Consider the following 15,830-nt stretch of genomic DNA (forward strand, 5'->3'; position numbering starts at 1 on the left):
ATGCCGTAGGGGTCGGCGATCGCGGCGAGCTGGGGGACCATCCCCGCCGCCTCGCACCACACCTCCAGCCGCACCGGCTGCCCTTCCTGGCGGTCCAGGCGGTAGCCCTCGGTCGCGCGGCGCAGCCCGGCGCGGAAGGCGTCCGGCCCGGCGAACGCGGCCGGCACGGCGGCGGTGCCGGACTCGTCCCGGATCGCCTCCCACGGGATGCGGCCGGCGCGGCGGGCCATGCCGAGGGTCTCCTGCAGGCGCCGGTAGCCGCGCTCGGTCTTCGGCAGGACGCCGTCGGAGACCGCGGCGTAGAAGACCTGCCGGATCGTGACCGGTAGATGGTCGGCGTACCGGTCCAGGACCGCATCCACGGCCGCGAGCAGCTCCAGGGTGGGCGTACGAGGCCGCCAGTACGGCTGATAGCCCCGCGGGCGCTTCTCCGGCACCAGCAGCTCCTCCCGGCCGCGGAAGGACGCCAAGACGTCCCTGACCCTTCCAGGATGCGTCAGGGGCGGGTAGGTGGGCGGGGCTTCTCAGGCTCCCAGCTCGTCTCTCAGGAACGCGACTACCAGGGAAAACGCCTTCTTCACCTCCCAGCTTGGAGCCTGGGAGGTGCAGGGGCCAGACCGCCAGGTCGGTGAGGGAGCCGGCGGGTGGGCCGCGGTGGGCCCCGGCGCTGACAGCGACGCCGGGGCCCGGGTGCACATCGGGGGGTGACAGTGTGCTGCCCGGTGCAACGAGGGAGCCGCTGTCGGCGTCACGGCCCGGCACCGGGGTTGGTGGGTGGGGTCAGTGGGGTGCCGGCGTTTCCGGTTCGTCGTCGGCGGCCGTCTCCGGCCCGGAGCTCGCGGTCGGCGTGGTGTGCACGGCCGGTGGTTCCTCGGTGTGGAAGCACTGCGGGCAGACGTAGCCGCCGTACGGTCCGATCGGCACGCTGCTCCACCCGCAGTGGGCGCAGTTCACCATTACCCCGTGCTGGGCCGCCTGGTTCGTCATCCACTCGCTCCGCAGTTGTTGCACGACCATCCCCCGCCCGGCCCCTGTATCACGGTCGCCCCGCACCTCGTGCAGTTCACCCGCCTCCCTCCCCCAGCCGTAGGGCTCCTCCACGGTGACACGCCGGTGGTGGCGCTGCCAGAGGGCGGGGGCAGAGACCCGGCGCAGGCCTGCGTCGCGCGCGGGCTGTCGCGTCTGGGCTCACGGGGCGGGTCACGAGGTCTTGGCGCAGGTCACGGCACGCGACAGGCCCCGGCGCGACAGCATGCGCGACAGGGCAACGCGACAGGCCCGGCCTCAGATGCGCAGGTGGCGCCACAGGCGGCGGTGGAGGCGCTGACTGCGGCGGTACTCCTCGTCCTCGTCTTCCAGTTCGGCTTCTTCGGCCGCCTGGCGGGCGGCCTTCTGGGCTTCGAGTTCGGCCATCCTAGCGTCGTGCTCGACGGTGTACGCGCAGGTGTGGCAGAGCTCCGGGTGCGGGTCGTCGCGGCCGTCTTCGCCGGCCAGGTACGCGATGCGGGTCTCGCTGAACCGGGCACCGCACTGGGTGCACTTCGGCAGCCGGGCCTCGCGTTCGGCCTCAGCCCGCCGCTGCTGCTCCTGTCGGCGCTCCTCTTCCCGGCGCCGGCGGTCGCGGTAGGCCTGGGCGCCGTCGGGGTCGGCGAGCGCCTGGTGCAGGGGCTCCCACCGGTCGTGGCCGAAGCGCCAGAACACCGCGCCTCGAGGGCCGTGTTCGACGAGTCGGTCCAAGGTGGTGGCCAGGACCGGCAGGGCGTCGCGGTAGTCCCGGTAAGCGGCGTCCTCCTCCCGGATGGCCGTCGCGCCGTTGGCCTGCACCCGGTACGGCGCCCACTGCCCAGCGGTGAGCCGGCAGACCTCCTTCGTCAGCCGGTGAAGCCCGCCTGGGGAGCGGCCGGTGAAGACCAGCAGCAGCGGCGGGTACTTCGACTCCGGCGGATACAGGCCCTCGCCGAGGGTGGTGCCAGTGGTGGCGGGCCAGCGCGTTCGCCACATCGGCCGTGGGCGGCCGTCGGTGTCCTTCACCGTCCGGTTCAGGAAGCGCAGGTAGGCCGGGAGTTTCGCGGCGATGCGCTCCGCGCTCATGTGCCCGCAGTCCACTTCGACGAACAGCAGCGGCACGTTGTCCTCGGGGGCGGTGAGGACGGCGTCGGCGCGGACGCCGCCGCGGCCCGGCCGGGTCCAGGTGCCCACGGCCGGGAGCGGCACCTCCGTCGACCAGCCAGCCAGGGAGCCCAGGCCGCGGCCGGAGGCGGGTTGGAGGAACGCGGCCACGGTGTCATTGACGGCCATCGCGTGGGCGGCGCCGTGGCGGCCGACCCCGCGGGCGACGGTGCCCATCTCCTCGAGCGGCCGGTCCAGCACGCGGCCGGCCGACTCCAGGCCCAGAGGCGTCAGACCCCACAGCTTCTTGCCCTCCACAGTGCGGCCCTCCGAGACCGTCTCCCGATGCCGCGCCAGATCCAGAGCGGCGTTGCGGTGCGCCTTGGTCGGCTCCGCACGGCCGGCGGCGAACAGGTCGGGCCGAGTGATGCGGGTGATCTGCTCCGGCGTGGCGACCTTAAGCACACCCAGGACGGCGAGGACGTCCGCGCGCAACCTTGCCGTCGAACCGGCCGGATACCGCCTGCCGCCGGCGCTCATGCCACACCCCCAGCGGCGAGCAGCTGCCGACGGGCTGGGCTGAGGGCGAGCCGAGCGAGCGGCGCCGGCCCCACCGACCAGAAGCAATCCCCTCCCCCACGGCTCTCGCGTGGAGAAGGGGTGTCGGCAGCCTGGGCAAGTCCGGAAAGCTGCCCTGACCAGGCGAGATGTGCCGTGGGGGAGGCCGGGTGACGGTAGTGGTCTCGGAAGGGGGCCCGGTAGTGGACCCGGAAGCAGCCGCCGGGCGCGGCGCCCGGCGGGCGGGCGGCCGGCGTGCAGGTGGACGTGGTGGTCATCGCGTCGCTCCTCCCCGTTGATCGACGTGGACCCCAGCCTGCACCAAAACGGCAGGTGAAAGGCTTGCCCACCGTGGATGGGCAAGCTATTTGCTGCCGCGCTTTGCTCGCGGGCAAGCCTTCTGCGGAGCTGGGCAAGCCCCTTCGCCGGTGCTCCGGGCCGCGCCCGGCCGTCGGTGTGGCCGTGACCGGTCACGCCGTCGAATACCGCGAACGGTGACCGATCACCGGGGCGGTCCGGTGACCGGTCACGGCGCCGACCGATCGGTCATGACCGGCGGGGCGTGACCGATGCGGTGACCGGTCACGCGGCTTCGGTCATGACGTCGACCAGCTGCCGAAGGCGCAGGAGTGCGTCGGCCACCTCCGGCCGGTCATCGGCCGCCGGGTCCTCGAGGACGGCGGCCGCCACCGCGAGCACCCCGGCCAGACTCCCGCCGGCGAGCCCGGGGATCGCGCGCAGCACGGCGTCGAACAGGGCCGCGTTCCACTGGCCGCGGGCGAGGTGGTCGGCGGCCGCGGTCTCCTCGGGCATCGGGTGCCAGGTGCCGGCGGTGTGAGCGGTGTGCAGCGCGGCGGCATCGCACGCCAGCAGCTCGGGGTCGAGGTGGGTCACGTCCTGGGTCAACGAGTGCCGGGCCGGACCGGCTTCATCGCCTTCGGGTTCCACCAGTAGGTGCGGCTGGTGCCGACGTGGTGCAGGCCGTCGATCGTGAGGTTGATGTCGACCTGGTATGCGGCGCGGCCGTCGTGGTGGTCGTAGCGGGCGAGGACCACGGTGGTGTGCCAGCGGCCCTGCGTCCGTACGCGCAGCATCGGCCGCTCGCTGGGCGGGAAGACGTGCACGGCCGGCTTAGGCCCGTCGCCGGGGCGCCACGGCGCGACCTCTTCGGCGTCCTGGTCCTCGCGCAGCATGCTCACTCCGCCGACCTTACGCCGGGCGTACCGGCGCCCTGCGCTCAGGACTCTTCGGCAGCCGTCGAGGGTGTTGCCCTGTGCGCGTCGTGGCCGTGGGTGCGGCGGCTCTCCTTCATCTCCGCTTCGGCGATGTGCCGGCGCCCGTCCGTCAGCTGGTCGCGCACCTGTTTCTCCAGGGCGCGGAAGGTGGCGTAGTAGTCGTCGTCGTACTCCTCGACGATCTGGAAGGTCCACCGGCCAGCCAGAACGTTGCGGCCGAGCAGCTCGGTGGCCACCTGCTCGGCCAGCGCGTCGTGGCCGGCTTCGCGCAACGAGTCCAGGGCGGTATCGAGGCGGCCGTCGGCACGGCCGGTCAGGTGATGGAAGGCGTAGAGGTGGCCACGCGCCCGCTCCACGATCTCCAGCGCGCCGGACAGCTTGGCGGCCGCGTCCACGTCGGCGTCGCTCGTGCCGGGCGGGCGCCGGTGGGCGGGGGAGGGGCAGTCTGCGGGTTCGTCGCTACTCATGGGATGCAGCAGTACCCCGCCGTGCGGGCCCCGTACCGCCGCCGACGTCCGGCCACGCGATGTGACACAGGTCGGCGTGATCAACGGCCGGGACATCTCCTCGGCCCGACGGCCGCCGAGGGTGCGTGTGGCCCGCCAGCGCGGCGCTGGCGGGCCACACCTGTTGTTCGGTGCTGGTCAGACTGTGGGTTTCCAGCCGCGTACCTCGAGGTGCGTGAGCTGGGCGTCGGGGGCGAGGCGACCGGTGGTGACCATCCAGTCGCGCACGGCCTGGGCGACGTCGCCGCCGGCGGCCTCCACCCGGTTCTGCCACTCCACGGCGTCGAACCCGGCGTCCTCAGGGAAGCCGGGACCGGCCGAGGCGCCGTAGCTGCGTTCCTCGGTGCCGTCCCGGCGCTGCACCACGCCGCGGCGGATGCCGGGTGAGTCGTTGCGGCGGCCGGAGCCGATGAGGAACGCGCCCTTCTTCGCCCGCACCGTGAACGCCAGTTTCCCGCCGTCGGCCGCGGTGCCTTCGACGACCGGGCGGAGCCGGGAGGCGCCAGAGGCGATGTGCTGCTTGGCCGCCCGTGCGGCGCGGGACTTGCCGGGGGTGGCGATGACGTCCTTGCCACGGACGCGGGCGACGTTGCCGCCCTTGGCGAGGCGGCGGCCGATGTGCGGCTGGGCGACCGACTTCAGTTCGTCGACTCCTGTTGCGGCGCCGACCTGCATCTCCTGGACGGCGGCGCGTAGGCCTTCGACGTAGGAGGCGCCCTTGCCCTTGGTGAAGAACTGCGACACCAGGGAGGGGTTGCGGCCGATGATGCGGCCGACGTCGCGCTTGGTGTAGCCGGCGTTGAGGAGTTCCTGTGTGAGGCGGGCGGCCTCGCCCGGCTGCCCGGTCTGGCGGCGGCCGCGGCCGCCGGTGGTGCGGCGCCTGCGCGGGGTCACGCGGCCACCTCCTCAAGGTCGTCGTCCTGGTCCTCGTCGCAGTCGTGGCCGGAGGAGGCCGACAGGCCGTCGGTGAAGATCTCGACGCAGGAGGACCCGCAAACCTCGCAGTCCCATTCGGCGTGCCAGACCACCTCGCCCTCCAGGGCGCAGTCGTGGTCGGGGTCAAGGATGGCGTCGTCGGCGAACTGGTCCTCGCCGCTCGCTCCGCAGGCCGGGTGTTCCCAGGTGCCCCACCACTGCACCGCATCCAGGCTGCTCATCGGCCCGCCCCCTGCTGCTGGTCGGCAAGGTGGGCGCGGCCCAGGGACTGGAGGGTGAGGAGGTCGTCCTCGGTGGTGGGTGCGGTGAGCTCCATCGGCAGGTGGCCCTTGAGGAGGTAGTCGCCGGGCTGGCCGTGGTAGGGCCAGTCGGGGCGGGCGGTGGTGTAGATCGCGTCGGTGCGGAAGGCGACGACGGACCGTGCGGGGAGGTGGAGGGCGCCGACGTGCGCGGTGGCGCCGTCGGGGGTCTTGGCGCGGGTGGACAGCAGCGCGGCGCGGGCGGCGGACCACACCCCGGCGGCCCACTCGGGGTGGGCGTTGGGGTCGCGGGAGAACCCGCCGTGCCGCTGCCAGGTGATCGAGGTCGCGTCCGATCCGATGATCTGCGCACCCGCGGGCACCTCGTGCTCGCGGCCGACCGGGGTGGAGCCGGTGGTGATTCGCGGGCGCTGCGCGAACCCGCCGATGCCGTACAGCAGGATCGAGCGCACGCCGCGGGAGGCCAGGTGCGCCGCCAGGCGCTGACGCTCGTCGCCGTGGGTGGCTGCGAGGGTCTGCAGGGCGGACCAGGCGTCCTTGAGGCGGGTGGACCACTCGCGCAGTGGGGTGCCGGACTCCCACAGCAGCCCGTCCAGGATCTCCACCTTCCACGGGGCGATGGGGTTGCGCAGGGCGAGGTTGACCTCTGCCCCGCCGGCCCAGGTGGTGAACGTGCGGCCCCCTTCAGCCGGGTAGTGCCAGGCCTTGTCGCCGGCGGCCGGGGCGGGGAGCAGCCCGACGTGGTCCCAGCCGTCGGGGACGGTGACGCGGATGTGCCAGTGCGAGGGGGCGTACAGGGCGTTGACCTGTTCCTTCTCGGTCATGGCGGCGAAAGTGTGGGCGGTGACGCGGCGGGGTGCGCCGACGCCGGAGGCCCAGGTGTGCTTGGCGTAGGCAAAGGTGCGGTCCAGCTCCGTCAGCTGAGGGAGTGTGGCGGGGACGTGGGGTGGGGTGAGCAGTTCGGTGCGGCCCTGCCCAGCGGTGGCGTGGAGCAGGCCACGGACCTCCTCCGACATCACCGGATACCCCTCGGCCCAGCGCGAGCCGGGCTTGGCGGGGATGGTGCGGGTCCACAGGTCCCGGCCGGTCTGCGACGGCGCCCCCATCAAGACCACGTCGCTCCAGTGGCGGCGCAGCTCCTGCCACAGCAGCACGAACGCGTCCCGCACGGTGGCCGGGTCGGCACCGGCCGGGTCGAACCACTCCCCCACGCTGCGGATTTCGGTGTGCTGGTCGCCGCGCTGCCACCGGCCCACCGGCCGGCGTTCGTGGACCAGGTGGCCGGCCAGCCGGTCCCGGCCCCGGGTCGACTCCACCGTCCAGCCCTCGGGGAGGGGGGCGTTCAGCCAGGCCGCGACCGCGTCCCGAAGGAACGGGTACCGCTCCGCATCCCGGTGCCAGGGGTCCCCGCCGGTGATGTAGATCCGCTCCACCGACGCTGGCACCGTCGCGTACACGGCGGTCAGGATCTCCCCTACCGAACCCGTGCCGAGGTCCAGGCGCACGGTCTGGTCACGGTGCACCAGCACGCCGGTGCCGGTGTCCAGGAACGCCATCTGGCGGGCCTGCTGCGTGAACGTCGGGCGCTTCGACGCCAGACCCGGCGTCACCCCGAACCACGCGTCACCCGCCTCACCGACCGGGATCGACGGGAGGGTCCGCTCCCCCACCGGCCCAGCGGACACGGGCGCAGCCGCGGGTGCAGGCACCGGTACGGCGGGCGGCTGCTCCTGGCCGCCGTCGTCGTCGACCGGCTCCTCGGCTCCCGACCGCTCAACGTCGGGCGCGGCCGGCGGCGCGGCGGCCGCGGGCTCCGTGGCACGGTGACGCAGGTCAGGCGCGGCGGCACCCTCAACTGCGGAGGGCTGTACGGCGCTGTGAGCGGCCGTCTCGTGATCGGCGGGCGCTTCCCCGGCCGAAGCCGTGGGAGGCGCTGTGGCGGGCTTCTGCGGGCCAAGGGAGGGCACCAAGGCGACGACATCGGCGACCGACAGGCCGGCGGCCGGGGCGATCCGGTCCGCCTTCGCCTTCTCGTAGCCACCAAGCACGGCGATCTGCTTGTCCCGGTCAGCCTCCAGCTGTGCCAACTCCCGCCGCAGCTCCTTGATGTCGTCGCGCAGGCCGCGCAGGTCCCGAAGCCCGGCGGTGAAGTCCTTGCTGTTCATGGGGTCCCCTTTCGCGCTCGCGCTCACAGGCCTGTGGCCATGTCGACGAACCGGCTGTAGTGGCCCTGAAAGGCAGTGGTGATGGTCGCGGTGGGGCCGTTCCGATGCTTGGAAACGATCATGTCGGCCTCGCCCGCGCGTGAGGACTCCCGCTCGTAGACGTCTTCACGGTGCAGCAGAACGATCATGTCCGCGTCCTGCTCCAGCGCGCCGCTCTCACGCAGGTCCGAGGTCTGAGGCTTCTTGTCGGTGCGCTGCTCGGGGTTGCGGTTGAGCTGAGAGATGGCGACGACCGGGACCTGAAGTTCTTTGGCCATCAGCTTCATCTGCCGCGACATGTCGGAGACTTCCTGCTGGCGGCTTTCTACGCGGCGGGAGCCGCCGTGCTGCATCAGCTGCAGGTAGTCGACGATGACGAGGTCCAGGCCCTGGCGCTGCTTGAGTCGTCGGGCTTTGGTACGGATGACCAGAGCGTTCAGTTCCGGGGAGTCGTCCAGGAACAGAGGCGAGGCGTCGATCTTGGTCTTCGCGCGGGCCAGGCGCTTCCAGCCTTCCTCATCGACCTTGCCAGAGCGGATGTGGTGCAGCGGCACGGACCCCTCTGCTGACAGCAACCGCTGCTGCAGCTCCTTGCGGCCCATCTCCAGGGAGAAGAAAACAGCCGGGCGGCCGTGTTTGATGCTGCATCCGCGGGCCCAGTCGAGCGCCAGCGTGGACTTACCAACGGAGGGCCGGGCGGCGATGATGATGAGCTGGCCGGGCTGCAAGCCCTCGGTGAGGGAGTCCAGATCGGTGAAGCCGGTCGGGACGCCGGTCAGTTCGCCGGGCTTGCGGCGGCCGGCGGCCTCAATGTCATCGATGGTGTCGGCGATGCCGTCGGTGACGTGGGTGAGGGTGTCCTCCACCCGGCGCTGCGCGACGGAGTAGACCTCGCGCTCGGCGTCCTGAACCCGGTCCTCAACGTCCCCGTCGCGGGTGTAGCCGCTCTGGATGATGCGGGTGCCAGCCTCGATCAGGCGGCGGTCGACGGCCGCGTCGGCGACGATCTGTGCGTAGGCTGCGGCGGTCGCCGCGGTGGGCACGACTTCCACCAGCTGGTGCAGGTAACCAGGGCCGCCCGCGCGGTCAAGGTCACCGGAGCTGAGCAAAGCGGCCTTCAGGGTAATCGGGTCAACGGGCTCGCCCTGGGCGTACAGGGCGAGGATGTGGCTGTAGATCGTCTGGTGGGCGGGGCGGTAGAAGTCGTGTGCGCCAGCCGGGCCGCGCAGGACTTCGGTCACGTCGTCGATAGCGTCGGTGGACAGCAGCATGCCGCCCAAGACGCACTGCTCGGCCTCCAGCTCCTGAGGCCGGACGCGTTCGAAGCCGCGAGCGGCGACCGGGTCATCGTCGTGGTTGGACTGGGTGGGTACGCTCATCAGTGGATCTCCGTTCGTTGGGATTCGCTGTGGCGGCCGGGCCGGGCAAGGTCTCCGGCCGCCACACCTGTGCGGGTCAGGCGCTGGGTTCCAATGCCTTACGACAGGCACACGGCCTCAGCGGGTTGAGCGGCAGAAACGTGGTCGGGTCGTGCGCGAATCCCGAGCCGTGGCACTCGTCGCAGTTCCGGGTCGCCGCACTGATCGTGGCGGGGTGGTCGCCAGTAGGCGGGGTGTCGGGCAGGCGCTTGAGCTGATGGCGGTAGATCGCACCCACGTCGAAGACACGATCCGGATCGCACCTGCGTGCAAGGTGGCGCCGCAACGCGGGCAGCGTCCACATGCCGCCCTCCAGTGCTTCCATCACCAGCGGTGCCAGGTCCAGCGCGTCGTGCCGCCCCGGCTTTCCCGGCAGCGAGCTGAGCATCGACAGGACATCGTCCAGACGCTCGTCGTCGGTAGGAGAGGCCGGAGCCGTCGGCCCAACGGTCCTCTGCCCTGCGCCTGAGCTACGGGGCAGGGGCACCGGGCCGGGCGCGTTGCTGTTCGGCGTAGCCGTCTCTCTCGCTCCCTCCGCCCGCGGGCTGTCGCCGATGTGACGGCTGTGACCAGAGAGAGAGTCATTAAGAGAGTCCTTATAGGAGGAAGCCTGGTTTCCCGAATCCGGATCCTCCGAATCCGGGGAACCCGATTCCTGGTTCCCCGATTCCTGGAAACCCGTAATCGGTGCGACCTGCGGCTTTGCGCTCTTCGGCTGCTTCGAGGGCTGCTCCTTGGGAGTGGAGCGCGACTGCTTGGTGCTCCCGCGCTTGCGGTCCTGCGGATCCGAGCGGTGCTCAGGGGGGACGGGCTGGGCGTAGATGCGGACCACCCACTCGTGGCGGCCTCCGGCGCCCGTCGCCAGCTCGCGCACCAGGTAGCCGGCGGCCTCCAGCTCATAGGAAGCGCCGTACAGGGCGTCGCGGCCCTCCATGCGCTTCTTCCCGGCCCGCTTGGCCCGCTTGATCATGTCGGTGATGCTGTCGAGCTCGGCCCCCGGCGGCCGTCGCAGCCACCGAGTCAGCAGGCCCAGGGCGCGGCAGGACAAGTCATCGTCGATGATCAGGTTGTCCAGCGTCGTCCACGTCGGGCCGACCGGGTCGTGACCTCGTTCCCACCTCATCGGCTTCCCCCCAACCCGTGCACGGCGTGCAGCCCGACGCCGCGCACGCTGTAGCTGCCCTTGCTGTCACGCGGTGCAGGTGTGAAAGAAGGGCATGGTGTGACATCTGTGACATGAACGAGGCGGGAGCAGGGCAACGTTCCGGAGTTGACGGCCTGTGAGCTGGGCGAATACGTGTCCACACCAAGACCAAGTCCATCGAGAGGGGGTCGATGTGACAAGCGTGTGGTTGCGGAACGGTAACGGTCGCCTCCCGCGGCGATGGGCCGCCGACGGTGGCGTACGGAGTGCATGTGTGTGGTCTCCCCGAGTGAGGTTGGGGAGCCGTGAGGACGGGGCGGGGATCAGATTCCGGACATCACACCCGCTGGTGGTGTGCAGCCATCGAGTATCTGTTTATCCTGGGCCGCGGTGACCAGACTTCCCTCAGGAAGTGGCACCGCGGTCACCGAACCGCACTTCACGACTCGCGAGCTTGGCAAGGGCCTGCAGTCGATATGACGGCCGATCTGTTGTGGCGACAGGTCGGCCGTCGCTTTGTGGCGGGCTGCGACCCCACTCCCCGATGAGCACGGTTTGTTCCTCTCGGTGTAGCGATGGGCGGACGATAGCTCAGCTCCCGCTGGCGGCGATGCGTCGCCGGTCGGGGGACCATCGCCACCCCGTACGGCGCAGGGCATCCGCTCGGGCGAGCAGCACCTCGATGCGAGCAGCGCGCTCCTCGAGGGCATGGTGCTCGGGGCGGGCCGTTGACTGCTGCGGGTGCTTGCGGTAGATCTCGCCGGGCTTCTCCTGCATCCAGCCGTCGGCGACGGCCTCGCAGGCCAGCATCACGGCGACGTCCTCGGTGGCGGGGAGAGCCGGCCACCCGCCCACGATGTGCAGCAGCTCGGTGTAGACGGTCATCGACGTGCCTACGACCTGGAGCTGATCCGCCCGGAGGCCGTCGGCGAGCACGCCTGGTGGCAGCTGCCCCGGGGGCGGATCGTTGGGGCCGGGCCGCATCGTGCCGTCGGGCAGCAGATCGATCGCCGGTGACACGCACCAGCCGAGATGCGGCTGGGCGATGAGCAGGTCGATGTCGCGCGCGAGCGCCTCGTCATCCGGCAGGAGGTCGTCGGCATCGAGACACCGCACCAGTTGGCCCGTGACGCGGTGCAGAGCGAGGTTGCGCGCGCGGGCTGCGCCACCGTGCCGACCTACGCCAGTGGAGATCCACGAGGCGACGGGCAGGGGGTCGAGCGGCTGGCCGGTCAGTCCGTCCTCCTGCACGACCCACTGCAGAGACCAGCCGGCCGGAAGTACCTGATTCTCCAACGTCGCGCGCACCTCGTGCAGATGTGCGTCGCCGCCCTCGTAGACCGGGGTGATGATCGAAATCGTAGGCATCAGGACCAGCGCTCCAGAGGGGTCACGAAGACGAGCTTGGCCCGGTCGGCGGGGAACGGAAGAGCGGCCACCTCGACCGCGCGTCCGGATGTCGCGTAGGTGATCTTGAGGTCCCTCAGCACGGGGACTCCCGGGGGGATGTCCTGCTCCGCGACCTCTTCGTCGGTCGGCATGCTCGCGGTGACATGGTCCTCGATACGGTCAACCTCAATCCCGAGGGTGTGCAGCTGGTGCATGGTGCCGCCTGGCCACGGGTCACGGCTCTCGTCGAACAACTCGGGGTTACGGGAGGCCAGCTCGTACGGCAGGTACGACACGGAACACGAAGCACCCGCGCCCTTGCGGTGGCGGCGGGTCCGAGTGCGACGCAACACCTTCGCTCCTGGCTCGATCTCAAGAATCTCCGCGACCCAGTCGGGAGCGTCGACCACATCGTGGCGGGCGGTGTCCTCGTACACGGTGGTCAAGGAGATGCCTGACTCCCACTCAGCGACACCACAGCTGCGACGCTCCGCCTCCGGGCGCAGGACGAGATCCTTCTCCTCCTGGTAGCGCGTGTTGCGCCTCACGGTTGGTGCCGGCGGCACGCGGACCCATGTCTTCCCCCCACCCTTGCCGGACAGCAGCCCCTGCTCCTTCAAGTGCTGCACTGCGCGGGAAGCCGTGTTGCGGTGCACCCCAAACCGTTCAGCCAGTTCGGGCACCGTCGGGAATTGATCCCCGGGCGCCAGCTCGGTTTCGACGAGCCGCGCCATCGCCGCGGCGAGCTCCTGGTACTTCCCTGCAACAGCCATGGCCGTACATTCCCACGTTCGATCACGTCATGCAACAACCAGCCTAGGACGGATTCATAATCCATCACGTGCTGGATGCTTGACGGGGTATCGGTTGGCGTGTCAGTGTCCATATCGAGCGATGCAGCACAGGATGGATTGACCGACCTGGGGTGCATCACATTGAGCACCGCCATGCCAAAACGGCTCCCCGGTCCTGCAGGGACCTTCCGGGGAGCCGCCCACGAGCCGCCCGACAAGAGAGGAACGACCCGTGAACGCCATCATCGCAACTCCGGTTCAGCCGCGGGAGTCCGCCACGGATCTGCTGGCCGCCGCGTACGAGCGTCACGCCGCCGCCCTCACCCGCTGGTTCGCCAAGCGAGTGGACTGGCACCGAGCCGAGGACCTCGCCTCCGAGGTGTGGACCGAGCTCGCCGGCTCCCTGGAGGTCCTGGACCGCCGGGTGCTGAAGCTGGACTGGCTGCTGCTGGTCGCCGGCAACGTCTTCCGCCGTGACACCGGCGACGACACCGACCCGGCCGTCCTCACCGACCCGGCCGACCTCGACCAGCTCGACATCGCGCTCGCCGCCACCGGGCAGGCCGCCGACGTCGACCAGGAGCAGGGCGAGGTGAGCGCGCTCGACTTCCGCCGCTCCCACGGCGACCCCGCCACCTGGACCAGCAGCGACTTCGACGCGTACGAGCACCTCGCCGAGACCGGCGAGGCCGCGACCGTCACCCGCCTGCCGCGCACCACCGCCGACGACGTCGTCCTGGAGGTGCGGGCCGCATGAGCATCAACGTCACGCGTATCCGCCGACAGGCCTTAGTGACCACCTGGTCCTGCACCGGCCTGATCTCCTTCGGCATCGCCTGGGCCCTGGGCCTGCAGGCCTCCTGGTGGCAGCGCGCGCTGATCGCGCTCCCCCTCGCCGTCCTGGCCGTCCTCGACGCCCGTGGCGCCGGACCGGTCATGGACGCCCGCATCGCCCTGACCCGCCTGATCGCCGACATCGGCTGGATGCAGATCCCCCTCGCGGTCGCCGGCGGCGCCTGGCTCGCCGGGCTCACCCCCGACGTCGGCACCCGCCTCGTCCTCGCCGCCGTCCTCGCGACGGTCGCCGGCCTCTTCCACCTCGCCCCGTCCGCCCCCGCCCCGGCTGGAGGTAACAGCTGATGAGCATCACGGAGTTCCGCGCGGCGAAGCGCGACGACCGGGCCGCCGAGCGGGAGCAGGACCGCGCCGATCGCCTCGCCGCCGAGCAGGCGAAGCTGGAGCGGGATCGGCTGGCCGCCGAGCAGAAGCTCGAGCGGGAGCGGCTCGCCCAGGAGGCCGAGGACAAGCGCCGGGAGCAGGACCGCGCCGACCGGCAGGCCGCCGAACAGGCGCAGCGCGAGCGGGAAGAGGCCGACCGCAAGGCCCGCGCGCAGGCGGAGAAGGAGCGCAAGCGCGAGGCCGACCGCAAGCGCCGGGAGCGGCGCGAGCGCCGGGCGGCGTTCATCAAGTCGGTGCCGGGCTGGGTCAGTGAGCACCTGGACCTCGCGGCCGCGCTCGCGGTGATGGCGTGCAGCATCGTGCCCGCCCTCATCTCGCAGGCCGGGTCGCTGTCGTCGACCGGCATCGCCGGCGAAGACGCGATGGGCTGGATGGGCGGCCTGCTGATCGCCCTGCTCCCGGTAATGCTGGAGTGCTCCGCATGGGCGGCGACCGCCGGCGAAGCCAAGGCCATGAAGCAGCGGCGCTCGCCGTGGCCGTACCGGGTCGCCATCTACAGCTTCGCCGGGATGGCCGCGTGGGTGAACTACCTGCACGGCGACCACGTCGGCGGCGAGGAGTACGGGCTGCTGCTCGGCTCCGTCCTCGCAGCCTCCTCCGTCATCCCGATCGCGGTGTGGCAGCTGGTGCAGGTCGGCCGGCATGGCGAGTACAAGGCGCAGCGCAAGGCTGACCGCGAGGCCAAGTCGGAACTGAAGGCGTGGCGGGAGCGGTGCAAGAAGCTCTACCCCGACGTGTGGCACACCGCCAAGCAGCTTCGGGCGATCGCCGGGCCGGGTGAGCTGACCGAGCTGGCCGCGTGGCAGGCCGCGTACGCCGTGCACGAGGGTGCCGGCGACGGCGAGATGGACCCGGAGCTGATGGCGCTGCTCTCCGCTGATCTGCTGGAGCTGCGGGTGGACGCGGAGGGCCGCCTGGCCGATGTCCTGAACCGGCTGCGCGCCGTCCGCACCGACCGCCTGAAGGCGTCCGCCACGCTCACCGGAAAGCCGTTCGCGGGCACCGGTGAGACGTCCGCTGACGCGTCCGTGAAGGTGGCCGCAAACGGGGGCACAACCCCCCCCACACGATCTCCGGAAACGTCCGTGAGCGGCCTCCTGGACCACCTGGGGCGGCCCCTCACGCAGAGTGCATCGTCGCAGGCTGCCCCGTCTGTCCCCCCGTCCGCGCGCGCCCGCGAAACCGCGCCCGCGCGTACACGTAAGCCGCGCCCGGCCCCGCCCGTGCGGACGCTGTCCAAGGGCGCGAAGAACGCCGCGAAGGAGACCGCGAAGCGGTCCGCCACGGCCGCAGCCGCGGACGAGAAGAAGGCCCTGGAGGAGTGGGCGCTGACCCGCCTGCGGACGTCCGGCGAGGTGACCTGGCAGGAGATCCGCGACGAGGCCCACGCACGCCGGAAGACGACCGACAAGAAGGCCGTTGCCCCGGGCCGCTCCTGGGCCTACGACCGGCGCACCGCAGCCCTCGAGGCCCACGGCAAGGGCGGGCTGCACGCGGTCCGTACCGGTGAGGCCGCGTGATGCCCCGCTTCAGCATCCGCTACGACGACCCGGACGGGGACCGGTACGGCAAGCCGACGTTCGGCTGGCGTACCGCCCCCGAAGGGCTCGCCACGAAGCGCCAGCTGCGGGCCCGCGGCCTGCGCCCCGGCGGACAGCCGGCCGCCGCACAACTCGGCTGGCGCTCCGGCGGCGAGGACAAGTTCGCCGCCCTGTACCGCATCGACCAGGCCAAGCCCGTCCGCCCGATGACCCCGGCGAAGTGGGCCGCGATCACCGCGGCGCTGCGCGCCCGCCGCGTCTGCCCGGACTGCGGGCGCGAGCAGGACTACCAGATCCCGCGCCGGTTCGGCGCCTGCAACGACTGCTACACCACCGCCGCCTGAACACCCCGGCACGACCCACAACTCAACGACGCGCGACGGGGCCGCCGGCCTCAACCGACCAAAGCGATGCCCGGCTCCCCGTCCCGCGCCACCACCCACATGAGGAGGCGTCACCAGCATGACCGAGATTCAGGAGCACGTGAGCACCGCCCC

General features: G+C 71.5%; 16 protein-coding genes and 1 pseudogene. 4 read left to right on the forward strand and 13 right to left on the reverse strand.

Features of this window, described 5'->3' with window-relative positions; genetic code table 11:
- The 13 genes and pseudogenes from E4198_RS00005 to E4198_RS00065 form a co-directional block, all read right to left on the reverse strand.
- A pseudogene (locus E4198_RS00005) lies at positions 1-470 on the reverse strand (hypothetical protein); the annotation flags it as partial.
- 310 nt (positions 471-780) lie between these two features.
- Complete coding sequence (locus E4198_RS00010; protein ID WP_136181284.1) at positions 781-1,101, reverse strand: hypothetical protein; 321 nt, start codon at positions 1,099-1,101, stop codon at positions 781-783.
- 183 nt (positions 1,102-1,284) lie between these two features.
- Positions 1,285-2,649 carry a replication-relaxation family protein gene (locus E4198_RS00015; RefSeq protein WP_136181285.1) on the reverse strand — a complete coding sequence of 455 codons (1,365 nt, stop codon included), beginning with the start codon at positions 2,647-2,649 and terminating at the stop codon, positions 1,285-1,287.
- 600 nt (positions 2,650-3,249) lie between these two features.
- Positions 3,250-3,561, reverse strand: coding sequence for a hypothetical protein (locus E4198_RS00020; RefSeq protein WP_136181286.1), 312 nt, complete (start codon positions 3,559-3,561; stop codon positions 3,250-3,252).
- 8 nt (positions 3,562-3,569) lie between these two features.
- A complete protein-coding gene (locus E4198_RS00025) occupies positions 3,570-3,866 on the reverse strand; it encodes a hypothetical protein (RefSeq protein ID WP_136181287.1) in 297 nt (98 codons plus the stop codon).
- Between the two features lie 38 nt (positions 3,867-3,904).
- Positions 3,905-4,369, reverse strand: a complete 465-nt coding sequence (locus E4198_RS00030) for a hypothetical protein (RefSeq protein WP_136181288.1) — start codon at positions 4,367-4,369, stop codon at positions 3,905-3,907.
- Between the two features lie 177 nt (positions 4,370-4,546).
- Positions 4,547-5,302, reverse strand: coding sequence for a hypothetical protein (locus tag E4198_RS00035; protein WP_136181289.1), 756 nt, complete (start codon positions 5,300-5,302; stop codon positions 4,547-4,549).
- Positions 5,299-5,565 (reverse strand): hypothetical protein, encoded by a 267-nt coding sequence (locus E4198_RS00040; RefSeq protein WP_136181290.1) that lies wholly within the window; start codon positions 5,563-5,565, stop codon positions 5,299-5,301. The genes E4198_RS00035 and E4198_RS00040 overlap by 4 nt, the downstream gene beginning before the upstream one ends.
- Positions 5,562-7,769, reverse strand: coding sequence for a Mucin-19 (locus E4198_RS00045; protein WP_136181291.1), 2,208 nt, complete (start codon positions 7,767-7,769; stop codon positions 5,562-5,564). The genes E4198_RS00040 and E4198_RS00045 overlap by 4 nt, the downstream gene beginning before the upstream one ends.
- Before the next feature lie 23 nt (positions 7,770-7,792).
- Positions 7,793-9,187 carry a replicative DNA helicase gene (gene dnaB, locus E4198_RS00050; protein ID WP_136181292.1) on the reverse strand — a complete coding sequence of 465 codons (1,395 nt, stop codon included), beginning with the start codon at positions 9,185-9,187 and terminating at the stop codon, positions 7,793-7,795.
- Between the two features lie 76 nt (positions 9,188-9,263).
- The gene (locus E4198_RS00055) at positions 9,264-10,349 is read right to left on the reverse strand and encodes a hypothetical protein (RefSeq protein WP_136181293.1); all 1,086 of its coding nucleotides are present in this window, start codon (positions 10,347-10,349) and stop codon (positions 9,264-9,266) included.
- Between the two features lie 612 nt (positions 10,350-10,961).
- The gene (locus E4198_RS00060) at positions 10,962-11,738 is read right to left on the reverse strand and encodes a glycosyltransferase (protein WP_136181294.1); all 777 of its coding nucleotides are present in this window, start codon (positions 11,736-11,738) and stop codon (positions 10,962-10,964) included.
- Positions 11,738-12,532 carry a GntR family transcriptional regulator gene (locus tag E4198_RS00065; RefSeq protein WP_136181295.1) on the reverse strand — a complete coding sequence of 265 codons (795 nt, stop codon included), beginning with the start codon at positions 12,530-12,532 and terminating at the stop codon, positions 11,738-11,740. Before E4198_RS00065 ends, E4198_RS00060 begins: the two co-directional genes overlap by 1 nt.
- 253 nt (positions 12,533-12,785) lie before the next feature.
- On the opposite strand from E4198_RS00065, the gene E4198_RS00070 reads away from it, so the two are divergent.
- The 4 genes from E4198_RS00070 to E4198_RS00085 are packed head-to-tail and all read left to right on the forward strand — an operon-like array spanning position 12,786 to position 15,677.
- Positions 12,786-13,310, forward strand: a complete 525-nt coding sequence (locus E4198_RS00070) for a hypothetical protein (protein WP_136181296.1) — start codon at positions 12,786-12,788, stop codon at positions 13,308-13,310.
- Positions 13,307-13,693 (forward strand): hypothetical protein, encoded by a 387-nt coding sequence (locus tag E4198_RS00075; RefSeq protein ID WP_136181297.1) that lies wholly within the window; start codon positions 13,307-13,309, stop codon positions 13,691-13,693. Before E4198_RS00070 ends, E4198_RS00075 begins: the two co-directional genes overlap by 4 nt.
- Positions 13,693-15,312, forward strand: a complete 1,620-nt coding sequence (locus tag E4198_RS00080) for an MAP7 domain-containing protein (protein ID WP_136181298.1) — start codon at positions 13,693-13,695, stop codon at positions 15,310-15,312. Before E4198_RS00075 ends, E4198_RS00080 begins: the two co-directional genes overlap by 1 nt.
- The gene (locus E4198_RS00085; RefSeq protein WP_136181299.1) at positions 15,312-15,677 is read left to right on the forward strand and encodes an RRQRL motif-containing zinc-binding protein; all 366 of its coding nucleotides are present in this window, start codon (positions 15,312-15,314) and stop codon (positions 15,675-15,677) included. Before E4198_RS00080 ends, E4198_RS00085 begins: the two co-directional genes overlap by 1 nt.
- Positions 15,678-15,830: the final 153 nt, after the last annotated feature.

Source organism: Streptomyces sp. RKND-216 (genome assembly GCF_004795255.1).
Taxonomy (GTDB): Bacteria; Actinomycetota; Actinomycetes; order Streptomycetales; family Streptomycetaceae; genus Streptomyces; species Streptomyces hazeniae.

Bases quoted from the DNA above. Each gene is read 5' to 3' on its own strand.
- E4198_RS00060 (WP_136181294.1), bottom strand. From the start codon at position 11,738: ATGCCTACGATTTCGATCATCACCCCGGTCTACGAGGGCGGCGACGCA.
- E4198_RS00045 (WP_136181291.1), bottom strand. From the start codon at position 7,769: ATGAACAGCAAGGACTTCACCGCCGGGCTTCGGGACCTGCGCGGCCTG.
- E4198_RS00015 (WP_136181285.1), bottom strand. From the start codon at position 2,649: ATGAGCGCCGGCGGCAGGCGGTATCCGGCCGGTTCGACGGCAAGGTTG.
- dnaB (WP_136181292.1), bottom strand. From the start codon at position 9,187: ATGAGCGTACCCACCCAGTCCAACCACGACGATGACCCGGTCGCCGCT.
- E4198_RS00030 (WP_136181288.1), bottom strand. From the start codon at position 4,369: ATGAGTAGCGACGAACCCGCAGACTGCCCCTCCCCCGCCCACCGGCGC.
- E4198_RS00085 (WP_136181299.1), top strand. From the start codon at position 15,312: ATGCCCCGCTTCAGCATCCGCTACGACGACCCGGACGGGGACCGGTAC.
- E4198_RS00055 (WP_136181293.1), bottom strand. From the start codon at position 10,349: ATGAGGTGGGAACGAGGTCACGACCCGGTCGGCCCGACGTGGACGACG.
- E4198_RS00080 (WP_136181298.1), top strand. From the start codon at position 13,693: ATGAGCATCACGGAGTTCCGCGCGGCGAAGCGCGACGACCGGGCCGCC.
- E4198_RS00040 (WP_136181290.1), bottom strand. From the start codon at position 5,565: ATGAGCAGCCTGGATGCGGTGCAGTGGTGGGGCACCTGGGAACACCCG.
- E4198_RS00075 (WP_136181297.1), top strand. From the start codon at position 13,307: ATGAGCATCAACGTCACGCGTATCCGCCGACAGGCCTTAGTGACCACC.
- E4198_RS00065 (WP_136181295.1), bottom strand. From the start codon at position 12,532: ATGGCTGTTGCAGGGAAGTACCAGGAGCTCGCCGCGGCGATGGCGCGG.